Annotated in this window: 18 protein-coding genes; 15 read left to right on the top strand and 3 right to left on the bottom strand. The window is 56.0% G+C overall.

Annotation, left to right across the window (positions count from 1 at the left end; genetic code table 11):
• Positions 1-52 precede the first annotated feature (52 nt).
• The 12 genes from ACGLWX_RS17285 to ACGLWX_RS17340 all read left to right on the top strand — a co-directional run bounded on the left by ACGLWX_RS17285 (position 53) and on the right by ACGLWX_RS17340 (position 14,222).
• Complete coding sequence (locus tag ACGLWX_RS17285; RefSeq protein ID WP_396241579.1) at positions 53-1,042, top strand: EpsG family protein; 990 nt, start codon at positions 53-55, stop codon at positions 1,040-1,042.
• Positions 1,036-1,962 (top strand): glycosyltransferase family 2 protein, encoded by a 927-nt coding sequence (locus ACGLWX_RS17290; RefSeq protein ID WP_396241581.1) that lies wholly within the window; start codon positions 1,036-1,038, stop codon positions 1,960-1,962. Before ACGLWX_RS17285 ends, ACGLWX_RS17290 begins: the two co-directional genes overlap by 7 nt.
• Positions 1,959-3,092, top strand: a complete 1,134-nt coding sequence (locus ACGLWX_RS17295) for a glycosyltransferase (RefSeq protein ID WP_396241583.1) — start codon at positions 1,959-1,961, stop codon at positions 3,090-3,092. The genes ACGLWX_RS17290 and ACGLWX_RS17295 overlap by 4 nt, the downstream gene beginning before the upstream one ends.
• Positions 3,093-3,287: 195 nt before the next feature.
• On the top strand, positions 3,288-3,881 hold the full coding sequence (locus tag ACGLWX_RS17300) for a sugar transferase (protein ID WP_396241585.1): 594 nt from the start codon (positions 3,288-3,290) through the stop codon (positions 3,879-3,881).
• Positions 3,878-4,501, top strand: a complete 624-nt coding sequence (locus ACGLWX_RS17305; RefSeq protein ID WP_396241587.1) for an acetyltransferase — start codon at positions 3,878-3,880, stop codon at positions 4,499-4,501. The genes ACGLWX_RS17300 and ACGLWX_RS17305 overlap by 4 nt, the downstream gene beginning before the upstream one ends.
• Before the next feature lie 45 nt (positions 4,502-4,546).
• A complete protein-coding gene (locus ACGLWX_RS17310; RefSeq protein WP_396241589.1) occupies positions 4,547-5,752 on the top strand; it encodes a DegT/DnrJ/EryC1/StrS family aminotransferase in 1,206 nt (401 codons plus the stop codon).
• Positions 5,749-6,765 carry a UDP-glucose 4-epimerase GalE gene (galE, locus tag ACGLWX_RS17315; protein ID WP_396241591.1) on the top strand — a complete coding sequence of 339 codons (1,017 nt, stop codon included), beginning with the start codon at positions 5,749-5,751 and terminating at the stop codon, positions 6,763-6,765. The genes ACGLWX_RS17310 and galE overlap by 4 nt, the downstream gene beginning before the upstream one ends.
• 406 nt (positions 6,766-7,171) lie before the next feature.
• A complete protein-coding gene (gene tviB, locus ACGLWX_RS17320; protein WP_396241592.1) occupies positions 7,172-8,449 on the top strand; it encodes a Vi polysaccharide biosynthesis UDP-N-acetylglucosamine C-6 dehydrogenase TviB in 1,278 nt (425 codons plus the stop codon).
• A 48-nt stretch (positions 8,450-8,497) separates the two neighbouring features.
• Positions 8,498-9,535 (top strand): SDR family oxidoreductase, encoded by a 1,038-nt coding sequence (locus tag ACGLWX_RS17325; RefSeq protein ID WP_396241594.1) that lies wholly within the window; start codon positions 8,498-8,500, stop codon positions 9,533-9,535.
• Positions 9,536-9,625: 90 nt separating this feature from the next.
• A complete protein-coding gene (locus ACGLWX_RS17330; RefSeq protein ID WP_396241596.1) occupies positions 9,626-10,402 on the top strand; it encodes an ElyC/SanA/YdcF family protein in 777 nt (258 codons plus the stop codon).
• A 28-nt stretch (positions 10,403-10,430) separates the two neighbouring features.
• Complete coding sequence (locus tag ACGLWX_RS17335) at positions 10,431-11,696, top strand: O-antigen ligase family protein (protein WP_396241598.1); 1,266 nt, start codon at positions 10,431-10,433, stop codon at positions 11,694-11,696.
• A gap of 537 nt (positions 11,697-12,233) precedes the next feature.
• Positions 12,234-14,222 carry a polysaccharide biosynthesis protein gene (locus ACGLWX_RS17340; protein ID WP_396241600.1) on the top strand — a complete coding sequence of 663 codons (1,989 nt, stop codon included), beginning with the start codon at positions 12,234-12,236 and terminating at the stop codon, positions 14,220-14,222.
• A gap of 278 nt (positions 14,223-14,500) precedes the next feature.
• Here the strand turns inward: ACGLWX_RS17340 and zigA are convergent, their stop codons facing one another.
• The 3 genes from zigA to ACGLWX_RS17355 all read right to left on the bottom strand — a co-directional run bounded on the left by zigA (position 14,501) and on the right by ACGLWX_RS17355 (position 16,593).
• Positions 14,501-15,721, bottom strand: coding sequence for a zinc metallochaperone GTPase ZigA (gene zigA, locus ACGLWX_RS17345; protein WP_396241602.1), 1,221 nt, complete (start codon positions 15,719-15,721; stop codon positions 14,501-14,503).
• Between the two features lie 141 nt (positions 15,722-15,862).
• Positions 15,863-16,141 carry a TIGR03643 family protein gene (locus tag ACGLWX_RS17350; protein ID WP_252109670.1) on the bottom strand — a complete coding sequence of 93 codons (279 nt, stop codon included), beginning with the start codon at positions 16,139-16,141 and terminating at the stop codon, positions 15,863-15,865.
• 89 nt (positions 16,142-16,230) lie between these two features.
• On the bottom strand, positions 16,231-16,593 hold the full coding sequence (locus ACGLWX_RS17355) for a helix-turn-helix domain-containing protein (RefSeq protein WP_252109671.1): 363 nt from the start codon (positions 16,591-16,593) through the stop codon (positions 16,231-16,233).
• A gap of 433 nt (positions 16,594-17,026) precedes the next feature.
• On the opposite strand from ACGLWX_RS17355, the gene ACGLWX_RS17360 reads away from it, so the two are divergent.
• The 3 genes from ACGLWX_RS17360 (at position 17,027) to eutC (ending at position 22,264) form a co-directional block, all read left to right on the top strand.
• Complete coding sequence (locus tag ACGLWX_RS17360) at positions 17,027-19,837, top strand: EAL domain-containing protein (protein ID WP_396241604.1); 2,811 nt, start codon at positions 17,027-17,029, stop codon at positions 19,835-19,837.
• A 158-nt stretch (positions 19,838-19,995) separates the two neighbouring features.
• Entirely contained in the window at positions 19,996-21,411 is a 1,416-nt protein-coding gene (locus tag ACGLWX_RS17365) for an ethanolamine ammonia-lyase subunit EutB (protein WP_396241606.1), read from the top strand.
• A gap of 10 nt (positions 21,412-21,421) precedes the next feature.
• A complete protein-coding gene (gene eutC, locus ACGLWX_RS17370; RefSeq protein WP_396241624.1) occupies positions 21,422-22,264 on the top strand; it encodes an ethanolamine ammonia-lyase subunit EutC in 843 nt (280 codons plus the stop codon).
• Positions 22,265-22,279: the final 15 nt, after the last annotated feature.

Raw genomic sequence — 22,279 nt, forward strand, 5'->3', positions numbered from 1 at the left:
GATATTCGTCACTATTAACACCTGCGTATGGCGGCGCGCAGGAAGCTCCGGTGTGCGTCGGCTGGGCCTTTTTTTTACCGGCACCGCACTGGTGTTATTCGCGGGGCTGCGTAATAGGCGAGTCGGTACGGATACCGGTACTTATATACGTCATTTTTACGAAAGCGATAGCTTTGATATCGTTATTGAGCGACAGGATACCGGCTACTACCTGCTGTCCTGGATTGCCAGAACGCTCTCCGAGTCCTACTCGATGCTGCTGGTCCTGATCGCGCTCATCGTTGTCAGTTGTTATCTAACAACTATTACACGCCTGGTGAAGCGTTATGAAACCGGGGTCTACCTTTTCGTAACCTTGGGCACCTACACCTTTTTTTTCAACGGCGCGCGTCAAGGTATTGCCGCAGCGATCTGTTTTCTTGCTATTCCATTTTTACTTGAGCGGCGCCTGTGGCCCTACATAGCGTTGGTGGCATTCGCTGCGCTGTTCCATAGAACCGCTCTGATTGCGTTGCCTCTTTACTGGCTAGCTACGACACAGGTGCGCTGGCAGCGGCTGGCCATTCTCGGATTCACTACCGTGATAGCGGTCGCTTTTTTGAGCGTATTTGTTGGGTTGGCATCGGAGCTTCTTAGTGACCGATTTTCTACCTATGCAGAAGCGGGAGAGGGGGGAGGCGAAGTCACGGTGGCTTTCCTGTTCGGACAAGGTGTCATGCTCTATATCTTTAAGCGCTATGTTCCCGATCCTAACGGATGGTACGCACGGTTGCTCAATATCTACTTGATTGGTCTGGTCCCGACGCTGGCCTCGACCCTGTCGAGCGTTAATCCATCGGGAGTACTGCGACTGCATTTGTATTTTAGCTCTATGTCGATACTTTTATGGCCCATGGTGTTTCAGCAGCTTGGCACCACAACGACGCGCATTCTTTTGGCGATGGGGTTTTTGTGCGTCACCGCTATGTACTTCGTCCTAACGACGTCCACGTTTAGCAATCTTTCTCCTTACTCCTTCAATATGGATATCTTTGTATGGTAGATAAAGCGCTGCCTCCAGTATCGATAGGGCTTCCTTTTTACAATTCAGAGCAGTTTCTGCTCGATGCCATCAAGTCGGTCTTTGCACAGACTCACCAGGAGTGGGAGCTTATCCTCGTCGACGATGGTTCTACCGATAAGTCGCTCGATATCGCTCGTTCTATCGACGATCCGCGCGTTCGTGTCTACTCGGACGGAAAAAATAAAAGGCTGGCAACCAGGCTGAATGAAATCAATTCTTTAGCGAAATACGATATTGTCGCAAGAATGGATGCAGACGATCTCATGGATACGGATCGTATCCGAAAGCAGCTCGAATGTTTAATGGAACACCCTGAGCTTGATCTGGTGGGAACGGGCGTATGTTCATTGACCGATGACGGGGAGCCTGTCGGTATTCGCTGTGTTTCTCCAAACCACCATATAACAGAAAAGGCGCTTTTAGCTGGGCAGGCGGGTATCGTTCATGCATCGATTCTCGGGCGTAAAGAGTGGTTTATGCGAAACCGATACCGAGAAGATCTCCCCAAGTCGCAGGATACCAATCTATGGATACGCTCATTTTCGAAAGATGATTTAAACATCGCTATCATTCCCGAGCCTCTTTATTACTATCGGGAGGATGGCAATGTCACCGCCAATAAGTTATTGCTTGCCTATCGGGTAGGGCGTATCTCAATACGTGAAGATGCCAAGGGGCGGTTTACGAACAGGGTGCGTACTAAAGGGCTAATGGCACTGTATGCCAAGTCAAGCGCTGTGACGTTGCTGAACTGGTTGGGAAAGATGGACGTCATTCGGCGCCGGCGAAATCAGCAGGGCATTGAAGCAGCAGAAAAAGCGAAAGTCCTGAGTGAAATTCAGACCGTTCAAGCGTTGCAACTTCCTGTCAATCAAGCGCACATGGCCGAAAAATCATGAAGCGTCTCTGTTTGGTGGTGACGGACGCGATATCATTTAACGTACTGTATCGTGGGCAGCTCGAACATTTGAAGGCGCAAGGCTTTCAGCTCACGCTTTTATGCGGCGGGTCCGCCGATGAAATCGAGCTGCTTCGGCGGCGTGACGTTGGGAAGGTCGTGCCTATCAAAATGGTGCGCCCTCCGCGGATAGGAGCAGATTTGGCCGCTCTGCTCCAACTGCTGTTTCATTTTTTACGCTTTCGTTACGACATGGTTCTCGTGGCCACTCCCAAAGCAATTCTGCTTGGCTCGATAACGGCCTGGTTGACGCGTCAATCTCGACGCGTGGTGTTTTTCAAAGGCCGGGTATATGAGAATTTTTCGGGTTTTTCCCGATCGCTGTATTTAACCTTCGATCGTATCGCCGTATTTTGCGCCCACGAGGTGCTTTTCGTATCGCGCTCCTTGATGGCCGAGTACCGCCATGCCGGCGATTTTTTCACCCGCAAGGGGCGCGTCCTGGGTGGCGGCTCCAGCAACGGTGTAAATGCTGATCATTTTGATCCGGCAAACGTTAGTAATGATACATTGCAGGAACTAAAAAAATCGCTCGGCATTGAGCCAGATGCGTTCGTTGTGCTCACGGTTGGCCGTATCTCGATGGAGAAAGGGCTGGCCGAAATGGAGGCGTTAACAAAACGCGCCGCGCAGTCGAACGAGAATATCCGCTTTGTGATGGTCGGGCCCATTGAGGCGGGCTGTGAGTCAGTGTTAACGCGTATCCAAACGATCGGTAATGTGAGCCATGTAGGGTTCACAGACGATGTTTCTGCGTATTTTGCCATCGCGAACGTACATCTGTTTCTTACGCACCGAGAAGGGTTTGGCAACGTCGCAATCGAAGCGGCGGCCATGGGCGTCCCTACGGTTGGTTTCGATGTGGTAGGCGTGCGCGATAGCGTTGCAGAGGGCGTAAGCGGAGTGCGTGTTCCTTTTGGTGACGTTGAAGCTGTTTGGCAACATATCGAGCGCATGCGGCGTAATCCAAAAGAGACCGAGCAAATTTACTCGAATGCACGGCAGTGGGCATTGGAAAACTTCGACCAGCATCGCGTTTGGGAGTTGTTTGAACGCTACTGTTTGCGTTGATCCGGGGCTCTCGTTCGGCTGATCAGAGGCTTTGCAAGCGAAAAGACGTGTGGCATCAAATCACTATCTTTGGAACCGTTTTAAAAGCCCTAACCTTGCTCGATTTCGTTCGGACCGTGTTACGCAGGGCGACGCTCGAAACGAATAGCCGCGTTGGCGAATTATCATCTTCATTTATATACGTCGGGTTTACCAATGAAACGACTGTTTGATTTCCTCGTGTCTCTGCTCGCCCTGAGCTTGCTTTCTCCCGTGCTTTTGGTGGTGGCGTTGCTGGTTCGTGGCAAGCTGGGTTCCCCCGTTCTGTTTCGCCAGATTCGTCCGGGCCTCCATGGAAAACCGTTTGAGATGGTTAAATTCCGTACCATGAAAGATGCGTATGATGCTCAGGGTCACCCGCTACCGGATGATCAGCGCCTGACTCGTTTTGGTAATTTTCTACGTGCCACTAGTCTGGACGAGCTGCCGGAGCTTTGGAATGTGCTCAAGGGCGATATGAGTCTGGTCGGTCCTCGGCCGCTTTTAATGGAGTATTTGCCGCTTTACAGCGCCGAGCAATACCGGCGTCATGAAGCGCGACCCGGCGTAACCGGTTGGGCACAGATTAACGGCCGTAACGCTATTTCCTGGGACGACAAGTTCAAGCTGGACGTATGGTATGTAGACAACCACTCTCTTTGGCTCGATTTGAAAATTCTGATGCTTACTGTGAAAAAGGTGCTGGTGAGAGATGGCATCAGCGCAGAAGGTGAAGCGACCATGACCAAATTCACGGGAAGTGGCAAATGAAGCGCTTGGCCATTTTGGGCGCCAGCGGCCACGGTAAAGTCGTTGCGGAGACGGCGTCCCTATGCGGCTGGCAGCACATACTCTTCTTCGATGATGCCTGGCCGAGCTTGCAAAGTAACGGTCTTTGGCCCGTTATTGGCGATACCCGGGCATTATTGGAGCAGTTGCACGATTTCGATGGCGTCATCGTAGGTATCGGCAATAATCACGTGCGGTTGAAAAAAACGCGAGACCTCAAGGCCCTCGATGCTCCCTTGATAACGCTCGTCCACCCCTCGGCTTATGTCAGTAGCACTGTGGCGTTGGGTGCAGGTAGCGTCATATTTGCAGGAGCCGTCATACAAATCGATAGCCGTGTGGGCGAGGCGTGCGTGGTCAACACGCGAGCCAGTATCGATCACGACTGCCTCCTGCACGACGGCTCACACGTGTGCCCTGGTGCTTCATTAGCCGGCGCTGTCACGGTTGGCGAAGCCAGCTGGATAGGCATTGGCGCAAGCGTGATACAGCTGTTGAATATTGGCCATAACGTTACCGTAGGAGCAGGGGCCGTCGTTGTCTCTGATATTTCAAATGGCCAAACGGTAATTGGCGTGCCTGCCCGACCCGTGATTCGATGAGTCGCTCTTCCCCTTCATTCAATTATTTTAAAATCAGGTGATCGCATGCTAAGTGGCCCTTTTTCTCCATGGCCCTCCTTTTCCGAGGAAGAGTCTCAAGCGGTGCAGCGTGTCCTGCTCTCCAACCGTGTTAACTACTGGACAGGCCAGGAAGGTCGTCAGTTCGAACGTGAGTTCGCTCAGTTTGCCAACTGTGGATACGCGATTGCAGTTTCCAATGGCACGACAGCCCTGGATTTGGCGTTAAAGGGATTAAGTATTGGTGAGGGAGAAGGGCGAGGTAAGGATGAGGTAATTACCACATCGCGTACTTTCCTGGCGACGGCTTCCAGTATCGTTACAGCGGGCGCGGTTCCGGTTTTTGCCGACGTAGACCATGCTTCACAGAATGTTACCGCGATGTCCATCGCCGAAAAGATCACGCCCAATACACGCGCGATCATCGCCGTTCATTTGGCAGGCTGGCCCTGTAACATGGAGTCCATCATGGCCTTGGCTAGCGAGCACGGTTTGCACGTTATCGAGGATTGCGCCCAGGCTCATGGCGCCACGTTCAAAGGCCAGAGCGTCGGTAGCTTTGGCCACGTCGGCTGCTGGTCGTTTTGTCAGGATAAAATCATGACGACCGGTGGTGAAGGCGGCATGGTCACCACCAACGACGAAGCGCTTTGGCGAAAAATGTGGGCCTATAAGGATCACGGTAAAAGTTGGGAAGCGGTTTACGAACGTGAGCACCCGCCCGGCTTTCGTTGGCTACATGAAAGCTTTGGAACCAACTGGCGGCTGCCGGAAATGCAATCCGCTATCGGCCGTATCCAACTGACCCGCATGCCGGAGTGGAAAGCGGCTCGCCAAGCCAATGCCAAGCGGATCTGGCAATCCGCTAGTGAGTCCGATGGGCTACGCGTGCCTTTGGTGCCCGAGTACATCGAGCACGCCGCCTACAAATGCTACGTATTCGTCGAACCCTCTCAACTCCAACAGGATTGGGACCGTGATCGCATCATGAATGAAATCGTGGATCGCGGCGTGCCATGCTTTTCCGGTTCCTGCTCTGAAGTCTATTTGGAAAAGGCGTTCGACGGCACGGGCTGGCGGCCTGAAGAACCGCTAACTGTCGCCAGGGAACTGGGTGAAACCAGCTTGATGTTTTTGTGCCACCCTACGTTGACGGAGAGGGAAATTCAAAAAACCTGTGACACGATTAGCGAAGTAATGAGCCTTGCCACTCAAAAGGGAGCCAACCCATGACTATCCTTGTAACCGGTGGGGCGGGATATATTGGTTCGCACACAGTGTTGGCTCTCCTCGAAGCTGGGTACTCTGTCGTCGTACTGGATAATCTTGCCAACGCTTCACGTGAGTCACTCGCTCGAGTAGAAGCGCTCACCGAAAGGACGCTTACGTTTGTGGAGGGAGATATCCGCGATAGGGGGTTGTTGGATCGCCTGCTGAACGAGCACGAATTTAGCGCAGTCATCCATTTTGCCGGTCTCAAGGCCGTGGGCGAAAGCGTGAGTCAGCCGCTCGCCTATTACGAAAACAACGTTTCCGGAACCGTAACGCTTTGTCAGGCCATGCAGGCCGCGGGTGTTTTTAAGCTTGTATTCAGTTCGTCAGCGACGGTATACGGGGATGAGCATCCCATGCCGCTACATGAAGGGCTTCCTACCGGTAAGCCTACCAATCCGTATGGTCGATCAAAGCTCATGGTCGAAGAAGTCCTTCAGGACCTTGCACACTCTGATACGCGTTGGTCGGTCGCGCGCTTGCGTTACTTCAATCCGGTAGGCGCGCACGAAAGCGGTCAAATAGGCGAAGACCCTCAGGGGATTCCAAACAACTTATTGCCTTATGTTGCCCAGGTCGCGGTTGGGCGCCGCGACTGTTTAGCCGTTTACGGCAGTGATTACGCTACCCCGGATGGTACCGGTGTACGCGATTATATTCATGTCATGGACCTGGCAGAGGGGCATCTGTGCGCACTGAACACGTTACTGAATAACAAGAATGATTGCTATACGTGGAATCTGGGGACAGGCCAGGGGTATTCGGTGTTGGAAGTTATCGATGCTTTTGAACGCGCATCGGGCGTAACTATTCCTTATCGTATTGAATCCAGGCGGCCCGGTGACGTCGCGACTTGCTGGTCGGATCCCACCTTGGCAGAGCGTGAATTGGTATGGAAAGCCAAACGTGATTTAACCACCATGATGGTCGATACTTGGCGCTGGCAACAGAGAAATCCCCAAGGGTATCGTTAGTACAGCGGGTTAATAAGCATCAAATCTGCGCTTATCATAAAGGAAGTGTCATGTACTTTTTAATAAGCCAGTGAGCGTGGAAGATTTTTTGCTTTTATTATTTAGCACCATGGATCTGCCCGGCAAAAGGTACATATCTAATAAGTCAGGGTAGGTCCTGAGAACTAGAATTTTGTTGTGACAGGCGTGGGTTTTACAGTGTTTTCCCGCGCGTTGTTTTGCTTACGCTTACATGGCCTGGAATTAGTGTTTTGCCACACTTTTTTAAAAAAGTGTGAAAGCGTTGATGATGTGAAATCGAAAGCTTTAAAGAGCTGTAGTGCTCGTGTGGCTGGCGGTTTAGTATTGCCGTATTGGTGAGATATCACTATCTCATTACTCTCATGCTCATTGAAAGGAAGCGTCCGTGCTTAATATTGATAACGTCCATCTGGGGGTCATTGGTCTTGGTTATGTGGGCCTGCCACTGGCCGTCGAGTTTGGTAAAGTCTTACCCACAGTAGGGTTCGATATCAATAAGAGGCGCGTTACTGAGTTGCGCGATGGCATAGACCATACTCTGGAGGTCGAGCCCGCGCTGATGGCGGAAGCCAAACAGCTTAGCTTTGCCAGCGAGCTCGAAGCACTGCGCGCGTGTAACGTCTATATCGTGACCGTCCCCACGCCGATCGATGCCAGCCGTCAGCCCGACCTCACCCCGCTGATTAAAGCCAGCGAAACGCTAGGTCAGGTGATTTCCAAGGGCGACGTGGTGATTTACGAAAGCACCGTGTATCCCGGGGCCACTGAAGAGAAGTGTATTCCTGTCGTCGAGCGGGTGTCCGGGTTGGTGTATAACCAGGATTTCTTTGCGGGCTATAGCCCGGAAAGGATCAATCCGGGTGACAAGGAGCACCGCGTCACCACCATTAAAAAGGTCACCTCGGGCTCTACCGCCGAAATCGGAGAGTTCGTCGATGCGCTTTATCGTAAGGTCATCGTGGCTGGAACGCATCTGGCCAGCAGTATTCGGGTCGCTGAGGCCGCCAAGGTGATCGAAAACACGCAGCGCGACATCAATATTGCCTTGATCAACGAACTGGCGCTGATCTTTAATCGACTGGATATCGATACCGAAGAGGTCTTGCAAGCGGCAGGCACAAAGTGGAATTTTCTTCCTTTTCGCCCGGGGTTGGTAGGGGGACACTGTATCGGTGTGGATCCCTACTACCTCACGCACAAGGCCCAGCAAGTCGGCTATCATCCGGAAATGATTCTGGCAGGGCGCCGTTTGAACGATGCCATGGGCGCCTACGTGGCAGGCCAGTTGGTCAAGCAAATGATCAAGCGGCGCATTCACGTTGAGGGCGCGCGCGTTCTGGTGCTGGGGTTGACCTTTAAAGAGAACTGCCCTGACCTTCGCAACACGCGTGTCGTCGATATTCTAGCCGAGCTGGCCGATTACGGCGTCTGCGTCGATGTGTATGATCCTCAGGTCAACAAAGCGGAAGCCGAAGCTGAATACGGTATTACTCCCGTCGAGAGCCCCAAGGCGGGTGCCTATGATGCGATGATACTGGCCGTTGCGCACCGGGAGTTTTGTGAGCTGGGCGCGCAGGGTATTCGTGTCTGGGGTAAGCCTGAGCATGTACTTTACGATTTAAAATACGTGCTGCCGAAACATGACGCCGACCTGCGACTGTAAGTCGAGCGCTTCGATGTAAAACGATCTCACCACGTATCAAGGAATGTAATGAGTCGAATTGTATCGCTCCAGGCCGAGCTGAAGGCCACTTCTCGTACCTGGCTTGTGACCGGTTGTGCCGGTTTCATTGGCAGTAATCTAATCGAAGCGCTTTTGAAACTCGATCAACGCGTGGTGGGATTGGATAACTTCGCCACCGGTTTTCAGGCAAATCTGGATGAGGTGCGTTCTCTGGTAAGCGCCGAGCAGTGGGCACGCTTTAGCTTTATCGAAGGAGACATTCGCGATCCCGATACCTGTCGCGCGGCCATGCAGGTCGATGGGCAGTCGGTCGATCACGTATTGCATCAGGCCGCGCTTGGCTCCGTGCCGCGCTCGATTGAGGACCCGCTCGCGACCAACGCGGCTAACATCACGGGTAATCTGAACATGCTGGTGGCGGCCAAGGACGCCGAAGTAAGAAGTTTTGTATATGCAGCATCGAGCTCTACCTATGGCGATCATCCAGCGCTACCCAAGGTGGAAGAGTGCATAGGCAAACCGCTATCACCGTATGCCGTTACCAAGGTAGTGAATGAGATGTATGCTGATGTGTTCGCTCGCACCTACAATTTTAAAGCTACTGGTCTGCGCTACTTCAACGTTTTTGGAAAACGGCAAAACCCCAATGGAGCCTATGCAGCGGTCATTCCCAAGTGGGCCGGCGCCATGTTGCAGGATGAAACACTTTTCATTAACGGCGATGGCGAAACCAGTCGTGATTTCTGTTATATCGCTAACGCCGTGCAGGCCAACCTGCTGGCGGCGACCGCGGAAGACGAAGCGCAGGGCGAAGTGTATAACGTAGCCGTGAGTGGCCGCACAACGTTAAATCTATTGTTCGAATACTTGCGCAACGGGCTAGCTGAGCAGGGTGTCAGTTATACACAAGACCCGACGTATCGGGATTTCCGAGCAGGTGACGTGCGCCATTCTCAAGCGGATATCACCAAGGCAGCTCGCTTGTTGGGCTATGCGCCCAGCCACACCATCGTCGACGGTATTGGCGAAGCCATGCCCTGGTATCTGAACTATTTTCAGCAATAGAGTGCCATGGCGACTTAAATTGCTTGAAAGTATCGAAGGCCATCCGTTTGAAGCTCGCAGCGGTGGGTGCCCTTTGAATAGAAAGCGCCAATGAAGGCTGCCATGTACGATTTAATAAAAAGCCTTGCGTCGCCGCTTTTAATGCCCTTGCCGATAAGCATGGCCTTGCTGTTCTTGGGGTTAGGGTTGGTTTGGCTAAAACGTTTGTACTCGGGGCGTGCGCTATTTGCCTTGGGGCTGACGGTTCTACTCCTGGCTAGCTGGGCACCGATTGCAGAGCGCTTATTGGCGCCGATCGAAACGCGCTACCCGGCGCTTTTGGATGTCGCTGAAGTAGAGGCTCCTGCTGCGATAGTGGTACTGGGCGGAGGCTGGCAGCCGCAGGCGCCTGTTTCCAGCGTAGCCAAACTGAGTGAAAGTTCAGCGCTTCGCCTAATGGAAGGCATACGGTTATGGCGTGAATTACAGGATGTGCCGCTAGTCGTGTCAGGGGCCGCCCGTGATACTTCGATAGCGCCAGTGGCTCGGGGTTATCTCGAAGCCGCGCATGCACTAGGTGTGCCTCGGCAATCCATACGCGTACTGGATTGGCCAACCGATACCGGCCAGGAAGCCCGGGCGGTTCGTGATTTAGTAGGGCAGGGCGCGCCAGTCATACTGGTCACCTCTGCTTCCCATATGCCGCGTGCCATGCGCCACTTTCAAGCGGTAGGGCTTTTACCTGTCGCTGCCCCTACCCACTTTTTAACGCAGTTCGAGTCGGCTCATAGCGTTCGCTACTGGATTCCTTCGGCGAGCCATCTATACAAAACCGAACGGGCGCTGTACGAGACGCTTGGGCTTTTAATGGTCGATGTTGAGCATTAGCCATCTCTTCTAACGCTAACAAGCTCCCATGTGTTTAAAACTGATGATGCTGCGAAACACTTCCCTGGTTTTTCTGGGCACTAGCTTTTTGATCGCTGCGCCGCTGCTCCTGCCCAATGGCGGATGGTTAGCGTTGGGCGCGCTAGCCGTTTTAGGTGGTTTTGAATTAGTCAGCAGGCGCTTTAAAGAAGCCACTAGGCTGGCTCGATACCTCATCCTGTTACCCGTTTTTTGTGCGGCAGCCACCCTGCTGGCTTGTGCTGTGCAAGGGCCTCAGACGTGGCAGGACGAATGGCCTCGGCTACTTGTTTTACTGCTGAGCGTGTTAACGGTTTGTGCCTTGCCCAGGCTTTATGTAAGCGCCGCGAGCGTGTTTATGGCGTTCGCCGTGACCGGAGCCGCTGTGGGTGCGTGGGCATTATGGCAGGTCGCAGGGCAGGGCGTTGAGCGGGCAAGTGGGCAGGCCCCTTTTCACGCTATTCTGTTTGGCAACTTTTCGCTCGCGGCGGGGGTTGTCTGTTTGGCTGGGTTGCCTTGGGCATGGCGGCAGCCTAAACGCTGGGGCTGGGTAATGCTAGTAGCAGCAGGAGCATTGGGAGGGCTTGACGCTTCTCTGCTTTCCGGTACACGGGGTGGCTGGCTGGCGCTGCCGTTGACTGTATGGATGCTCTATCGCGCTTATGCCCGGCAGTGGCCCTTGCGCTTGCGCGGGGGGATCGTGGTCGTGATCGCCGCGCTGGTCATTGGGCTTTACGCGCTGCCCCAGACCGGTGTACAGCAGCGGGTGAACAGCGCGATGGGTGAAAGCCTTGATTACCTGAATGGCGAGGCGCACGGATCGATCGGCGTTCGTCTCGAGCTCTATCGAGTCACTCTGCAGTTGATTGCGGAGCGGCCGTGGTCGGGCTATCGCCTACAGGAGTATCGCGATGTCTTGAAAACGCTCAACGAGCAGGGTCGTGTAAGTAGTGGTGTCGCCGAGCACTGGCATGCTCACAACGACATTCTGAATGCCTGGTTACGCTATGGTGCGTTGGGGGGGCTGGCGACATTATTACTGTACGTGTCGCCGCTTTGGTTTTTTGCGCGGCGGCTACACGGGGGATACCTGGATCGGGATCCACTAGCGCTAGCAGGCTGTCTACTGGCGCTACTATTTTTTGATTTTGGCTTGAGTTATGCCTTCTTCGCCTATCCGATAGTACTGGCCGCCTATTGGGTTTGGTTGGTGGTGTGCGTGGCAGCCGTTGTAAAGCGTCATGCACATTCTAAAGGGCCTTTCCACACGTCTTAAAAAACAACTGCCGAATAAAACGTCATTTTTTAACCTGGATTGGCGTTAAAAAATAAAGTAATAAATTGCGATTAATGGCTGTGCTTGTACTACTTAAAAGGTAATGGCTTGATTAGAAAAATCATACGATAATTTATAAAAAATAAAGGCTAAAGAAATTATAATACCTGTCGCGTGGGCTTGAACGATCAAGCGCTCTTCGCTGGATGTAATGCTGTTGTCATACTGGATCCGGTATAAAGAAATGCCCTCCTGATACTTATCTTATCAGCTCGCCTTAATGGGCTCGAATAATATCTAAGCTGGATACTTTAATATGCAGGTAACTTGCTAAATTTAAACGATCAGCATACTTATCTGCGTGTGGACAGCATTGATTTTAAACTGCTCAATAGTACAAGGATGTAGGCAAAGGTATGATAAAACTAATCCGAAACAGTACGTAAAACTGCTCCAAACACCGTAGTGAACGGTTAAATGCCGTATCGAAAGCTCGTGAATTCGGGCGCTCGTTGAGCTGAATTGGAGTCGACTGCTATGTTATCGCGCTTATTGCACCCCTTGTTTCGTCTGCCAAGACCTCAAAAACGCCTGATTCAATTAGTGGTTGATGCCGGGCTGATAACGGTTAGCTTTCTGCTGGCCATGTTCTTGCGGCTAGATGGTTGGTCCTTTGTGTCCAATTCCAACGTCTGGCTGGTCTTACCTGCCATTATTCCTATTAGTCTTTTCATCTTTGCACGACTGGGATTCTACCGAGCAATCATCCGCTTCATGGACATGCAGGCGGCGACGACCGTTCTAGCCGGCGTATTAGCATCCACGATGGTACTGATCGTGGTCAACTACGTTGCGCTTTTGCCCATTCCTCGTTCGGTACCTTTCATTTATGCAATGCTTGCCATGCTGACCATTGGCGGCGTGCGGGCGGTACTTCGTTCGCTTTATACGCGCGGTCAAGTGCGCTACAAAACGCGCGTTTTGATTTATGGTGCGGGCAGCTCAGGGCGGCAGTTGGTAGTCTCGTTTCGTAACGGCAATGAATACGAGCCGGTATGTTTCATCGATGACGATGCCGACGTACAGCGCTCCTCTATTCAGGGGCTGAAAGTTCACCATCCTCGCGCCGTTCAAGGGTTGATCGATGTCTACGGGGTAGAAAAAATCCTGCTGGCCATGCCCAGCGCTTCGCGCGCTCGCCGGCGCGAGATCCTTGAGTCTCTGGAGGGGATCACTGTACCTGTACAAACCGTTCCTGGAATGGCCGATGTGATCACCGGGCGGGCAAAAACCACGGAAATTCGTGATGTCGCCGTCGAGGATCTGTTGGGCCGCGATCCCGTGCCGCCGGACGCCAGTCTGATTGGCGCTAATATTACCGATAAGGTGGTGTTGGTCACCGGCGCCGGGGGGTCCATTGGCAGCGAGCTGTGTCGACAGATTCTACGCCAGCAGCCCAGCAAACTGCTTTTGTTAGAGATCTCAGAATATAACCTCTATTGCGTTGAGCAGGATTTACGCACACTTGCTCAAGCGGAAGGACTGGACCACGTAGAGGTGATGGCGTTACTTGGGTCGGTGCAGCATACCGAGCGCCTTCAGTCCGTGATGACCTACTATCAGGTGCAAACGGTTTATCACGCGGCGGCCTACAAGCACGTGCCGATGGTCGAACACAATGTCGAAGAAGGGTTGGTTAACAACGCCATAGGCACGCTGAACTGCGCGCGCGCGGCGGTAGAATCCGGTGTCAGCGATTTCGTGCTGGTCTCGACCGATAAGGCCGTGCGGCCCACTAACGTTATGGGGGCGACCAAGCGCTTGGCAGAACTGGTGTGCCAGGCCATGTCCAACGCTCAGAAAGACACTCGTTTTTGCATGGTGCGTTTTGGTAACGTCCTGGGTTCCAGCGGCTCTGTGGTTCCCATGTTTCGCCGCCAGATTGCGGCAGGCGGGCCGGTCACCGTTACTCACCCTGAGATTACGCGTTATTTCATGACCATTCCTGAGGCTGCCCAGCTGGTTATCCAAGCGGGGGCAATGGCCAAAGGCGGCGACGTTTTCGTTCTGGATATGGGCGAGCCGATCAAAATTACCGATCTGGCCACTAAGATGGTGCGGCTGTCCGGGTTCGACCCTTACGTGAACCAGCCGAACCAATCGGGGCATTCGATCAAGGGCGATATCGAAATTCGCTTCACCGGTTTGCGGCCAGGCGAAAAACTCTATGAGGAGCTGCTCATTGGCGAGCGCGTTCGGCACACCTCGCACTCGCGCATCATGACGGCTCACGAGGTCTCGCTGACCTTGCAGGAGACCGAGCGGTTGATGGAGGAGCTCGTGCGTGCTTGTCAACAAAGCGACTCCAGACGCCTCCAGCAGCTGTTGATCGACGCGCCCTTGGGCTATGCCCCCAACAGCGAGCTGGTGGATCACCTGTGGCAGTGCCCGGAACGCAAGGAGGCCGTTTTGACCGCCAGACACGGCGATTTCGACAACAGCCCGGCCTGGCATAGCGCTGCTTAAACGTTAGCGCTCGAAACGCCGGTAAGCTTGGATAGCGCATCGAGCTAACCGGGTAACACAAGAGCCGTTCGCTCTACACGCTGATCTCTTTTGGCGGTAGAAGGTGAACGGCTCTTTTTTTATGCTTAAACGGCATGGCCAGCGATAGCCGGCAGAACCCGAAGGCAGCGGTCGGCGCGAGTGGAATGAATCCGGCGTCAGATCACTGGTCTCACCCATGCGTCACTCGCGAATATTGTCGATGGTTAGTCGAGCCCCACTGCCCGTAATACGACCGACTACTCCCAGGTTGGAAACGGATCCGGCAGCGCTTTCCATGCCTCGATCCCCTCCAGCAGTTCCTCCTCGCTCAAAAGGCAGCCGTCCAAAGCGGCGCGCATGCGGGCTTTATTCATGTTCTGGCCGATGAATACCAGCTCTTGGCGCATGTCGCCGAAGGGTTCGACCCATTTTTCTTCGATGAAGCCCCGGTACTCCGGGTCCGTGGGCCAGCGCGATTCGGGGATCGCTTTCCAGAACATGCCGGCGACGCCGTGATGGGCGATGCCACCGGCCTGACTCCACTGACCCGCCCACTGTGGGCGGGTGGCTAGCCAGAAAAAGCCTTTCGAGCGCAGCAGCCCCTCGCCGAACCACTCCGAATGCAAAAGCTCGAAAAATTTGGCCGGGTGGAAGGGGCGTCGCGCGTGGTAGGCGAAACTCGAGATGCCGTACTCCTCTGTTTCCGGCACGTGCTCGCCGCGCATCTCCTTGAGCCAGCCCGGCGCGCGCTGGGCGCGCTCGAAATCGAAGCGTTTTGTATCGAGCACCTTATCCAGCGCCACCTGACCTTGGCGAATCGGCACGATCTCGGCGTCCGGGTTCAGGGATGTGAGCACTGCTTTTAGCGATTCGAGTTCACGCTCGCTCATCAGGTCGGTTTTGCTGACCAGCAGCACATCGCAAAACTCGATCTGATCGACCAGCAGATCCGCCACGTTGCGCTCGTCTTCTTCACCCAGGCTCTCACCCGCCTCTTCGAGGCTCTGGGCCTCCTGATACTGGGTAAGAAAATTGGCGCCATCGACAACGGTAACCAGCGTATCCAGACGCGCGACGTGAGAGAGGCTCTGGCCCTCCTCGTCCTCGAAGGTGAAAGTTTCGGCCACCGGCAGCGGTTCGGAAATGCCGGTGGACTCGATCACCAGATAGTCGAAGCGGCCTTCGCGGGCGAGCTTTCCTACCTCGACCAGCAAGTCCTCGCGCAGCGTGCAGCAGATGCAGCCGTTGCTCATCTCGACGAGCCGCTCATCAAAGCGGTTCAGCGCTACTTCGTCATCCGCGCTTTCCGGGCCGCCACGTACCAGCGCGGCGTCGATGTTGACCTCGCTCATGTCATTAACGATCACTGCCACGCGGCGGCCTTCTCGATTGGCCAGAATGTGGTTGAGCACGGTGGTCTTGCCGGCGCCGAGAAAACCCGAGAGCACGGTGACGGGAAGGGGGGGGAAGTCAGGCATGGTCAATCTCTCTTTTTAAGTATTATGTTATAGTATAGCAATTAAGAGGCGATTAGAAACAGAGGCGATTAAAACATGGTGTCTTCAACATACACGCGCCATGGCGCTAGAGAATGCCCCGCCAAGCGGGGCAGATGGGATTCAGAAGCGCTTGTACTGGGTGGGGCAGTAGCCGCGCTGCACGGCGGGTGAGCGAAGCGCGCGGTGTTTAGTGGCGCGAGCGGTAACGCGTTGGCGCCAGAGCTTGAACGAGCCGGGTTTGAGCGCGTGGCGCATGATCTCGACCATATCGGGCTCAACCAAACCGTAGAGACTTTCAATGGCTTCAAACGGAGTACGATCCTCCCAAGCCATTTCGATGACGCGGGAGCGGTCCTCTTCGGGGAGTCGGTTGAAACGTTGGACGGACGCTTTGGCCATGGTCACACCTTCTAAAATTGCGGTGGTCAGGATCACAACTAATTGTTTGGACAAACCCCGCGGTGCTGCGTTTGTCTAAACGCTAAGGACTACTTTTCGTTCGGCACCTTATGATGAAGGCGCGCCGCCAGGCTTTCGGTGATATCGAGAATGAGCTGGCGATCCTGCTCCTCGAGCGGTGCTAGCAGGCCTTTCATTCGGCTCGCCTGGTCGTCAGTCTGAAGGCTCACTTCACCCAAAAGCTCGGCGGTTTCGCAGTTGAAAATCGTGGAAAGCTGTACCAGACGTATCACGTTGGGAATCACTCGCCCCCGCTCGATGCGAGAGACGGCTTCGTTACCTATTCCCAGCCGCTCCGCCACTTCTTCCTGGGTCATCTGACAACGCACGCGCCGTTTGGCGATTGCACAGCCGATATGACTGGCGATATGTTCCCGTTCTTTTTTCGTCACGTTGTCCTCCCAATGATAAAGAATGGTTAAGGACCCACCTATTGACATGAAGGACTAAGCAAGTTGAGTATCAACTCAATGAGTTGATAAGGGATAATTAAATTTATTGAATCAAATCATTGGCGCTGGCTATTTGGGGCAGGGGAGCGTGGTGAGACGCGGATAGTCTTTGGTCGGCCATGCGATAAATTCGTCACGTCTTGGGTCAAGAAAGAGCGCGAGAAGCCGATATAAGGGCCAACGATTTTGAGGGTGGGTGAGTCGCCAATGAGAACTTTCATGCCAGCTGCATAGTTAAATTGTTATACTCGTATTAGTCATGTGTTGGAAAAAATAGCACCGCATTGGCGCACTGGGGCTGACGGTCCTCAATGCGGGTACGAGGCATCGGTATCGACGCCGTTAACGGATCAACTTCGAGGCGTTCAACTTCATGCTCTCAGACTCTGCGCCCAGTATCCTGCAGCAGCTCTCCAGAAGCCTTCTTCGCAGCAGCCGTGAAGAGTTCTTCGAGCAATTGACTCACTCGTTGTCAGCGCTTTTGGGCGTCGACCACGTGCTGGTCGCGCGTATCGATGCGCATCAAAGTCTCGTTTCTCCGGTAACGCTCTACTCCAACGGCCAGTGGCTTTATAAGGCGCCGTTTCCGATCAAGGGAACCGCCTGCAGCCAAGTGACCCCGAGTAGCGAGTTCTTTGCCGAGGCGGGCATTTGTTCCCGTTTTCCCAAGGATGCGCAGCTGGCCGCGCTTGATGCCCAAGGGTACCTGGGCGTGCCCATGCTGGACGCCGATGGCAACTGGCTCGGGCTGATGGCGCTGATTCACTCCTCACCCTTGACGCTTCCCGATTTTGCCGTCGATACGTTGAGAATCGCAGCGTCGCTTGCAAGTTTCGAGCTCTCTCGTCGCTTGGCCGGCGCCAACGCCAATGTGCGTATCGCCGGCCATCGACGGGCGCTCAAGCTTTTAAGCGAAGGTGGCGAGGCGGTGTTCAGTGCCCAGAACGAAACCGCGCTCATGCAGAGCTGCTGCGACGTGGCCGTCGGCACCGGCGGCTACGCCGCTGCCTGGATCAGTCGCCCGGACCTCCAGGGTCGCGCCGATTCGCTGAGTGTGAGGACGATGGCCGACCGGGACGGCCAAGAAATCGCCTGGTGCAGTCCGCGCCAGCTGATGATCAAGCGCTACAGCCGCGCGCTGAGCCAGGCCGCCTTCGCGACCGGTAAGCCGGTCTTTATCACCGAGTCGGATCAGGCCGGTGGCGTCAACGAAACGGTCGCCTCCACCTTGCGCGCTTTAGGTGTTAAAGCGTTCATCGCGCTACCGCTGATGTTTCGCGATACGCCTTTGGGCGTGCTCAGCTGCTACCACGCTCAGGAAACGGATATTTCGAAAAAAGAGCGTAAGGTGCTGGGCGATTTGGCCAACGATATTGCCTTTGGACTGGACAGCATCCTGCGCCGCCAAAACGAGCAGCGCATTCAGCACGCGGTGGCCCACGTTGCGACGGCGGTTTCGGCCAACCACGGCGAAGCGTTTTTATCTCAGCTCACCGCCCACATGGCGGCGGCGCTCGATGCCCAAGTGGGGTTCATCGCCAAGCTCGACGCCCTGGAGCCGGGCGTGGCGTCGATGGTGTCGCTCAATATCAGAGGCGAAGAGCAGCCGGGAATTCGCTATCGAATAGACGGCGTGCCCTGCGAAGACGTGATCGATCATAAAGAGTGCGTGGTGCTCGAGAACGCCTCTGTCCGTATGCCCGCCGAGTCCAACGGTGAGCTCGACTGGGTCAACGGCTATATCGGTCGCCGGCTCGACGATGCCCAGGGCAACCCGATCGGCGTTGTCGGCGTCATGTTCGAACAGCCCCTGGAGGACACCCATATCGCCCGCACGGTGCTGCAGATTTTTGCCGCGCGGGTCGCCTCGGAGCTTTCGCGCCAGCAGGACGAGAGCCGTATTCGCGAGCTGGCCTACCGCGACGAGGGCACGCGCCTGCCCAACCGGGCGGACTTCATGCAGCGACTGGTGCAGCACGTGGGGCAGACACCACCGCAACGCTTGGCGCTACTGCTGTTGGGCCTCAACCATTTTAAGGAAATCAACGATATCGCCGGTCATTACGTTGGCGATCTGGTGCTTAAAGAGGTCGCCAAGCGGTTCTCGACGGTGCTGAAAGAGCGCCACTATCTGGCAAGGCTGGGCGGCGACGAGTTCGTGGTGCTGTGTCTTGACGCCGGCCAGCGTGAGGCGGTCGAGATCGCCACCCGGCTTCAGGACGCGCTCATGGAGCCCGTGGTCGTTGAGCAGCATACGGCGGAAGTCAGCGCAAGCGTTGGCGTATCGGTGTGCCCCGAGCAGGCGCGCACCGCCCAGGGGCTTCTTCGATACGCCGATATCGCCATGCATCAGGCCAAGCGAGCGCCGTCGGGCGCGCGGCTGTTCGAGCCCTGGATGGAGCAGGTCATGCGCGAAAAGCTCGACATGGCCAAGCGGCTCGCCATCGCCATCGCGGACAACACCCTGACCCTGAACTTTCAGCCTCAGGTTAACCTGCGCACCCGCGAGCTGATCGGCGCCGAAGCGCTTTGTCGCTGGCAGGACGAGGTGCTGGGCTTTGTCTCGCCCGGTGATTTCATTCCGTTGGCCGAAGAGCGCGGCATGATGGTCGCGCTCGGGCGCTGTGTGATCGAGAAGGCGTGTCAGCAGCTCTCCCAGTGGAAACGCCAAGGGGTTTCGCTTTGCGGGCAGCTTGCGATCAACGTGGCGGCGGATCAGTTCGACGACAACGACCTGATCGATACACTGTTCGAAAGCTGCAGCCGCTATCATATCGCCCCCTCGATGCTGAGTCTGGAACTCACCGAGAGCGGCATCATGGTCAACCCGGAAGAGGCCGTGGCCATCACCCGCTACTGCAAGGAGCAGGGGATGGGCCTGGCCATCGACGACTTCGGCACCGGCTACTCCTCGCTTGCCTACCTCAAGCGCTTCGCCGTGGACAAGATCAAGATCGATATCTCCTTCATTCGCGACATGCTGGTGAGTGAAAACGACCGGGTCATCGTCGCTACCATCATCGCCATGGCTCACACTCTGGGGCTCGAGACGATCGCTGAAGGCATCGAAAGCCAGGCGCAGATCGAGCCGCTGCTCGAGATGGGCTGCACGCAAGGGCAGGGCTATCTGTTCGACCGGCCGCTTACGGCGTCGCAGTTCGCAACCCGCTGGCTTCAGTCCTGATCTGAAGCGCTCGCCCTTGAGCGCCTGAACTGTTTTGCCTACGCCGGATTTGCCGAAACTTGATAGGCGAAGTCTTCGGTTGGCGCTAAGGTGAACGGAAGAGAGTTCACATACGGCGTCGGCGCCCGCCGGCGAGGCCAAGCGCACAGGGGGCAATCATGACCAGGGCTTACCATACCCAAGTAGGGAGTCGTCGCTACGGCTTTTCGAATCTGGCCGAGCTGATGGCCAAGGCCACGCCGGCCCGCTCCGGCGACCGGCTGGCCGGCGTCATGGCCGAAAGCGCCGAGGAGCGCGTGGTCGCCCAGATGGTGCTGGCCGAGCTTCCACTTTCCACCTTTCTCAACGACGCGCTGGTGCCCTACGAGGACGACGAGATCACCCGGCTGATCATCGACGATCACGACGCCGGCGCCTTCGCGCCGATCAGCCACCTGACGGTAGGCGATTTTCGTAACTGGCTGTTATCGGATCAGGCCACGCCCGAGGTGCTGCAAAGCGTGCGCGCCGGCATCACCCCGGAAATGGCCGCAGCGGTGAGCAAGCTGATGCGCAACCAGGATTTGATTCTGGTGGCCAAAAAATGCCGTGTCGTCACCGCCTTTCGCAATACCATCGGCCTGGAGGGGCGGCTCTCCACTCGCCTTCAGCCCAATCACCCGACCGACGATGTCACCGGGATCGCGGCCAGCATCCTCGACGGGCTTTTGTACGGCAGCGGCGACGCGGTGATCGGCATCAACCCGGCCACCGACAACGTCGCCCAGAGCGTGAAGCTGATGCGCCTGATGGACGAGGTGATTCAGAAATACGAGATTCCCACTCAGTCCTGCGTGCTCACCCACGTGACCAATACGCTGGAGGCGATCGAGCAGGGCGCGCCGGTGGATCTCGTCTTTCAGTCGATCGGCGGCACCGAGGCGACCAACAAGAGCTTCGGCTTCGATCTCGCCACCCTGGCCGAGGCCGAGGCCGCGGCGCAGTCGCTCAACCGCGGCACGGTCGGGCGTAACGTCATGTATTTCGAGACCGGCCAAGGCAGCGCGCTCTCGGCCGATGCCCACCATGGCCTCGACCAGCAGACCTGCGAGGCACGCGCCTACGCCGTGGCGCGCAAGTTCAACCCGCTGTTGGTTAATACCGTGGTTGGCTTCATCGGCCCGGAGTATCTGTTCGACGGCAAGGAGATCACCCGCGCCGGGCTCGAGGATCACTTCTGCGGCAAGCTCCTGGGCGTGCCCATGGGGTGCGACGTCTGCTACACCAACCACGCCCAAGCCGACCAGAACGACATGGACAACCTGCTCACGCTTCTGGGCGTGGCCGGCTGCAACTTCGTGATGGGCATTCCAGGCTCCGACGACATCATGCTCAACTACCAGACCACCTCGTTTCACGATGCGCTCTACGCCCGCCGGGCGCTGGGTCTCAAGGCCGCACCCGAGTTCGAGCAGTGGCTCGCGCGCATGCAGATTTTCGACGATATCGACACCCACCGGCTGAGCGAGCACGTCCCAAGGGCCTTCGCGCAAAGCCTGCGCCACCTGCCCGGGGAGGCAAGCCATGAGCAGTGATCACACTCCCATGTCCTCCAAGGATGCCTCCAATGAAAGCCGCGACGCCGGCGTGGTGGACAACCCCTGGGCCACGCTTCGTGCCTTCACCGATGCCCGCATCGGCCTCGGCCGCGCCGGGGTGAGTCTGCCCACCCATAAACTGCTGGAGTTTCAGCTCGCCCACGCCCAGGCCCAGGATGCGGTGCACTGCCCGCTGGATATCGAAGCGCTGACGGCGTCGCTTGACGAGGCGCTTGAGCTCGACACCGCGCCGCTTGCGCTAAAAAGCCGGGCGACGGATCGTGCCACCTACCTCCAGCGTCCGGATTACGGCCGCCGGTTGAGCGACGAGGATCGCGAGCGCCTCGAAGCGCAGGCGGACAACACCGAACCCAGCGACCTGGCCATCGTCATCGTCGACGGCCTCTCGGCGCTGGCGGTGCAGCAAAACAGCGCGCCCTTTCTGACGGCGCTCGACCAGGCCCTGGCGAAGGATACAAACGACTGGCGCTTGGCGCCGGTCACCATCGTCGAGCAGGGGCGCGTGGCCATTGGCGACGAGATTGGCGCGCTGTTGAACGCTCGCGCGGTGCTGGTGATGATCGGCGAGCGGCCCGGGCTCAGCTCGCCGGATAGCCTCGGGCTCTACATGACCTGGGCGCCGGAGGTGGGGCTCAGAGACGATCGGCGCAACTGTATCTCCAACGTGCGCCCGGCGGGGCTCGACGTCGATCAGGCGGCGCGCAAACTCCTGCTGCTGCTCAAGGAGGCGCGCGAGCGACAGCTTTCCGGGGTCAAACTCAAGGATCGAAGCGAAGACGACGTAGTCGAGGGCATCGGCTCGACGCGTAATTTCCTCGTCGCCGACTGAGACGGCCAGACGCTT

This window comes from Halomonas sp. HMF6819, assembly GCF_044335525.1.
GTDB lineage: Bacteria > Pseudomonadota > Gammaproteobacteria > Pseudomonadales > Halomonadaceae > Vreelandella.

Bases quoted from the DNA above. Each gene is read 5' to 3' on its own strand.
- ACGLWX_RS17290 (WP_396241581.1), top strand. From the start codon at position 1,036: ATGGTAGATAAAGCGCTGCCTCCAGTATCGATAGGGCTTCCTTTTTAC.
- ACGLWX_RS17295 (WP_396241583.1), top strand. From the start codon at position 1,959: ATGAAGCGTCTCTGTTTGGTGGTGACGGACGCGATATCATTTAACGTA.
- ACGLWX_RS17300 (WP_396241585.1), top strand. From the start codon at position 3,288: ATGAAACGACTGTTTGATTTCCTCGTGTCTCTGCTCGCCCTGAGCTTG.
- ACGLWX_RS17305 (WP_396241587.1), top strand. From the start codon at position 3,878: ATGAAGCGCTTGGCCATTTTGGGCGCCAGCGGCCACGGTAAAGTCGTT.
- ACGLWX_RS17310 (WP_396241589.1), top strand. From the start codon at position 4,547: ATGCTAAGTGGCCCTTTTTCTCCATGGCCCTCCTTTTCCGAGGAAGAG.
- galE (WP_396241591.1), top strand. From the start codon at position 5,749: ATGACTATCCTTGTAACCGGTGGGGCGGGATATATTGGTTCGCACACA.
- ACGLWX_RS17325 (WP_396241594.1), top strand. From the start codon at position 8,498: ATGAGTCGAATTGTATCGCTCCAGGCCGAGCTGAAGGCCACTTCTCGT.
- ACGLWX_RS17330 (WP_396241596.1), top strand. From the start codon at position 9,626: ATGAAGGCTGCCATGTACGATTTAATAAAAAGCCTTGCGTCGCCGCTT.
- ACGLWX_RS17335 (WP_396241598.1), top strand. From the start codon at position 10,431: ATGTGTTTAAAACTGATGATGCTGCGAAACACTTCCCTGGTTTTTCTG.
- ACGLWX_RS17340 (WP_396241600.1), top strand. From the start codon at position 12,234: ATGTTATCGCGCTTATTGCACCCCTTGTTTCGTCTGCCAAGACCTCAA.
- zigA (WP_396241602.1), bottom strand. From the start codon at position 15,721: ATGCCTGACTTCCCCCCCCTTCCCGTCACCGTGCTCTCGGGTTTTCTC.
- ACGLWX_RS17350 (WP_252109670.1), bottom strand. From the start codon at position 16,141: ATGGCCAAAGCGTCCGTCCAACGTTTCAACCGACTCCCCGAAGAGGAC.
- ACGLWX_RS17360 (WP_396241604.1), top strand. From the start codon at position 17,027: ATGCTCTCAGACTCTGCGCCCAGTATCCTGCAGCAGCTCTCCAGAAGC.
- ACGLWX_RS17365 (WP_396241606.1), top strand. From the start codon at position 19,996: ATGACCAGGGCTTACCATACCCAAGTAGGGAGTCGTCGCTACGGCTTT.
- eutC (WP_396241624.1), top strand. From the start codon at position 21,422: ATGTCCTCCAAGGATGCCTCCAATGAAAGCCGCGACGCCGGCGTGGTG.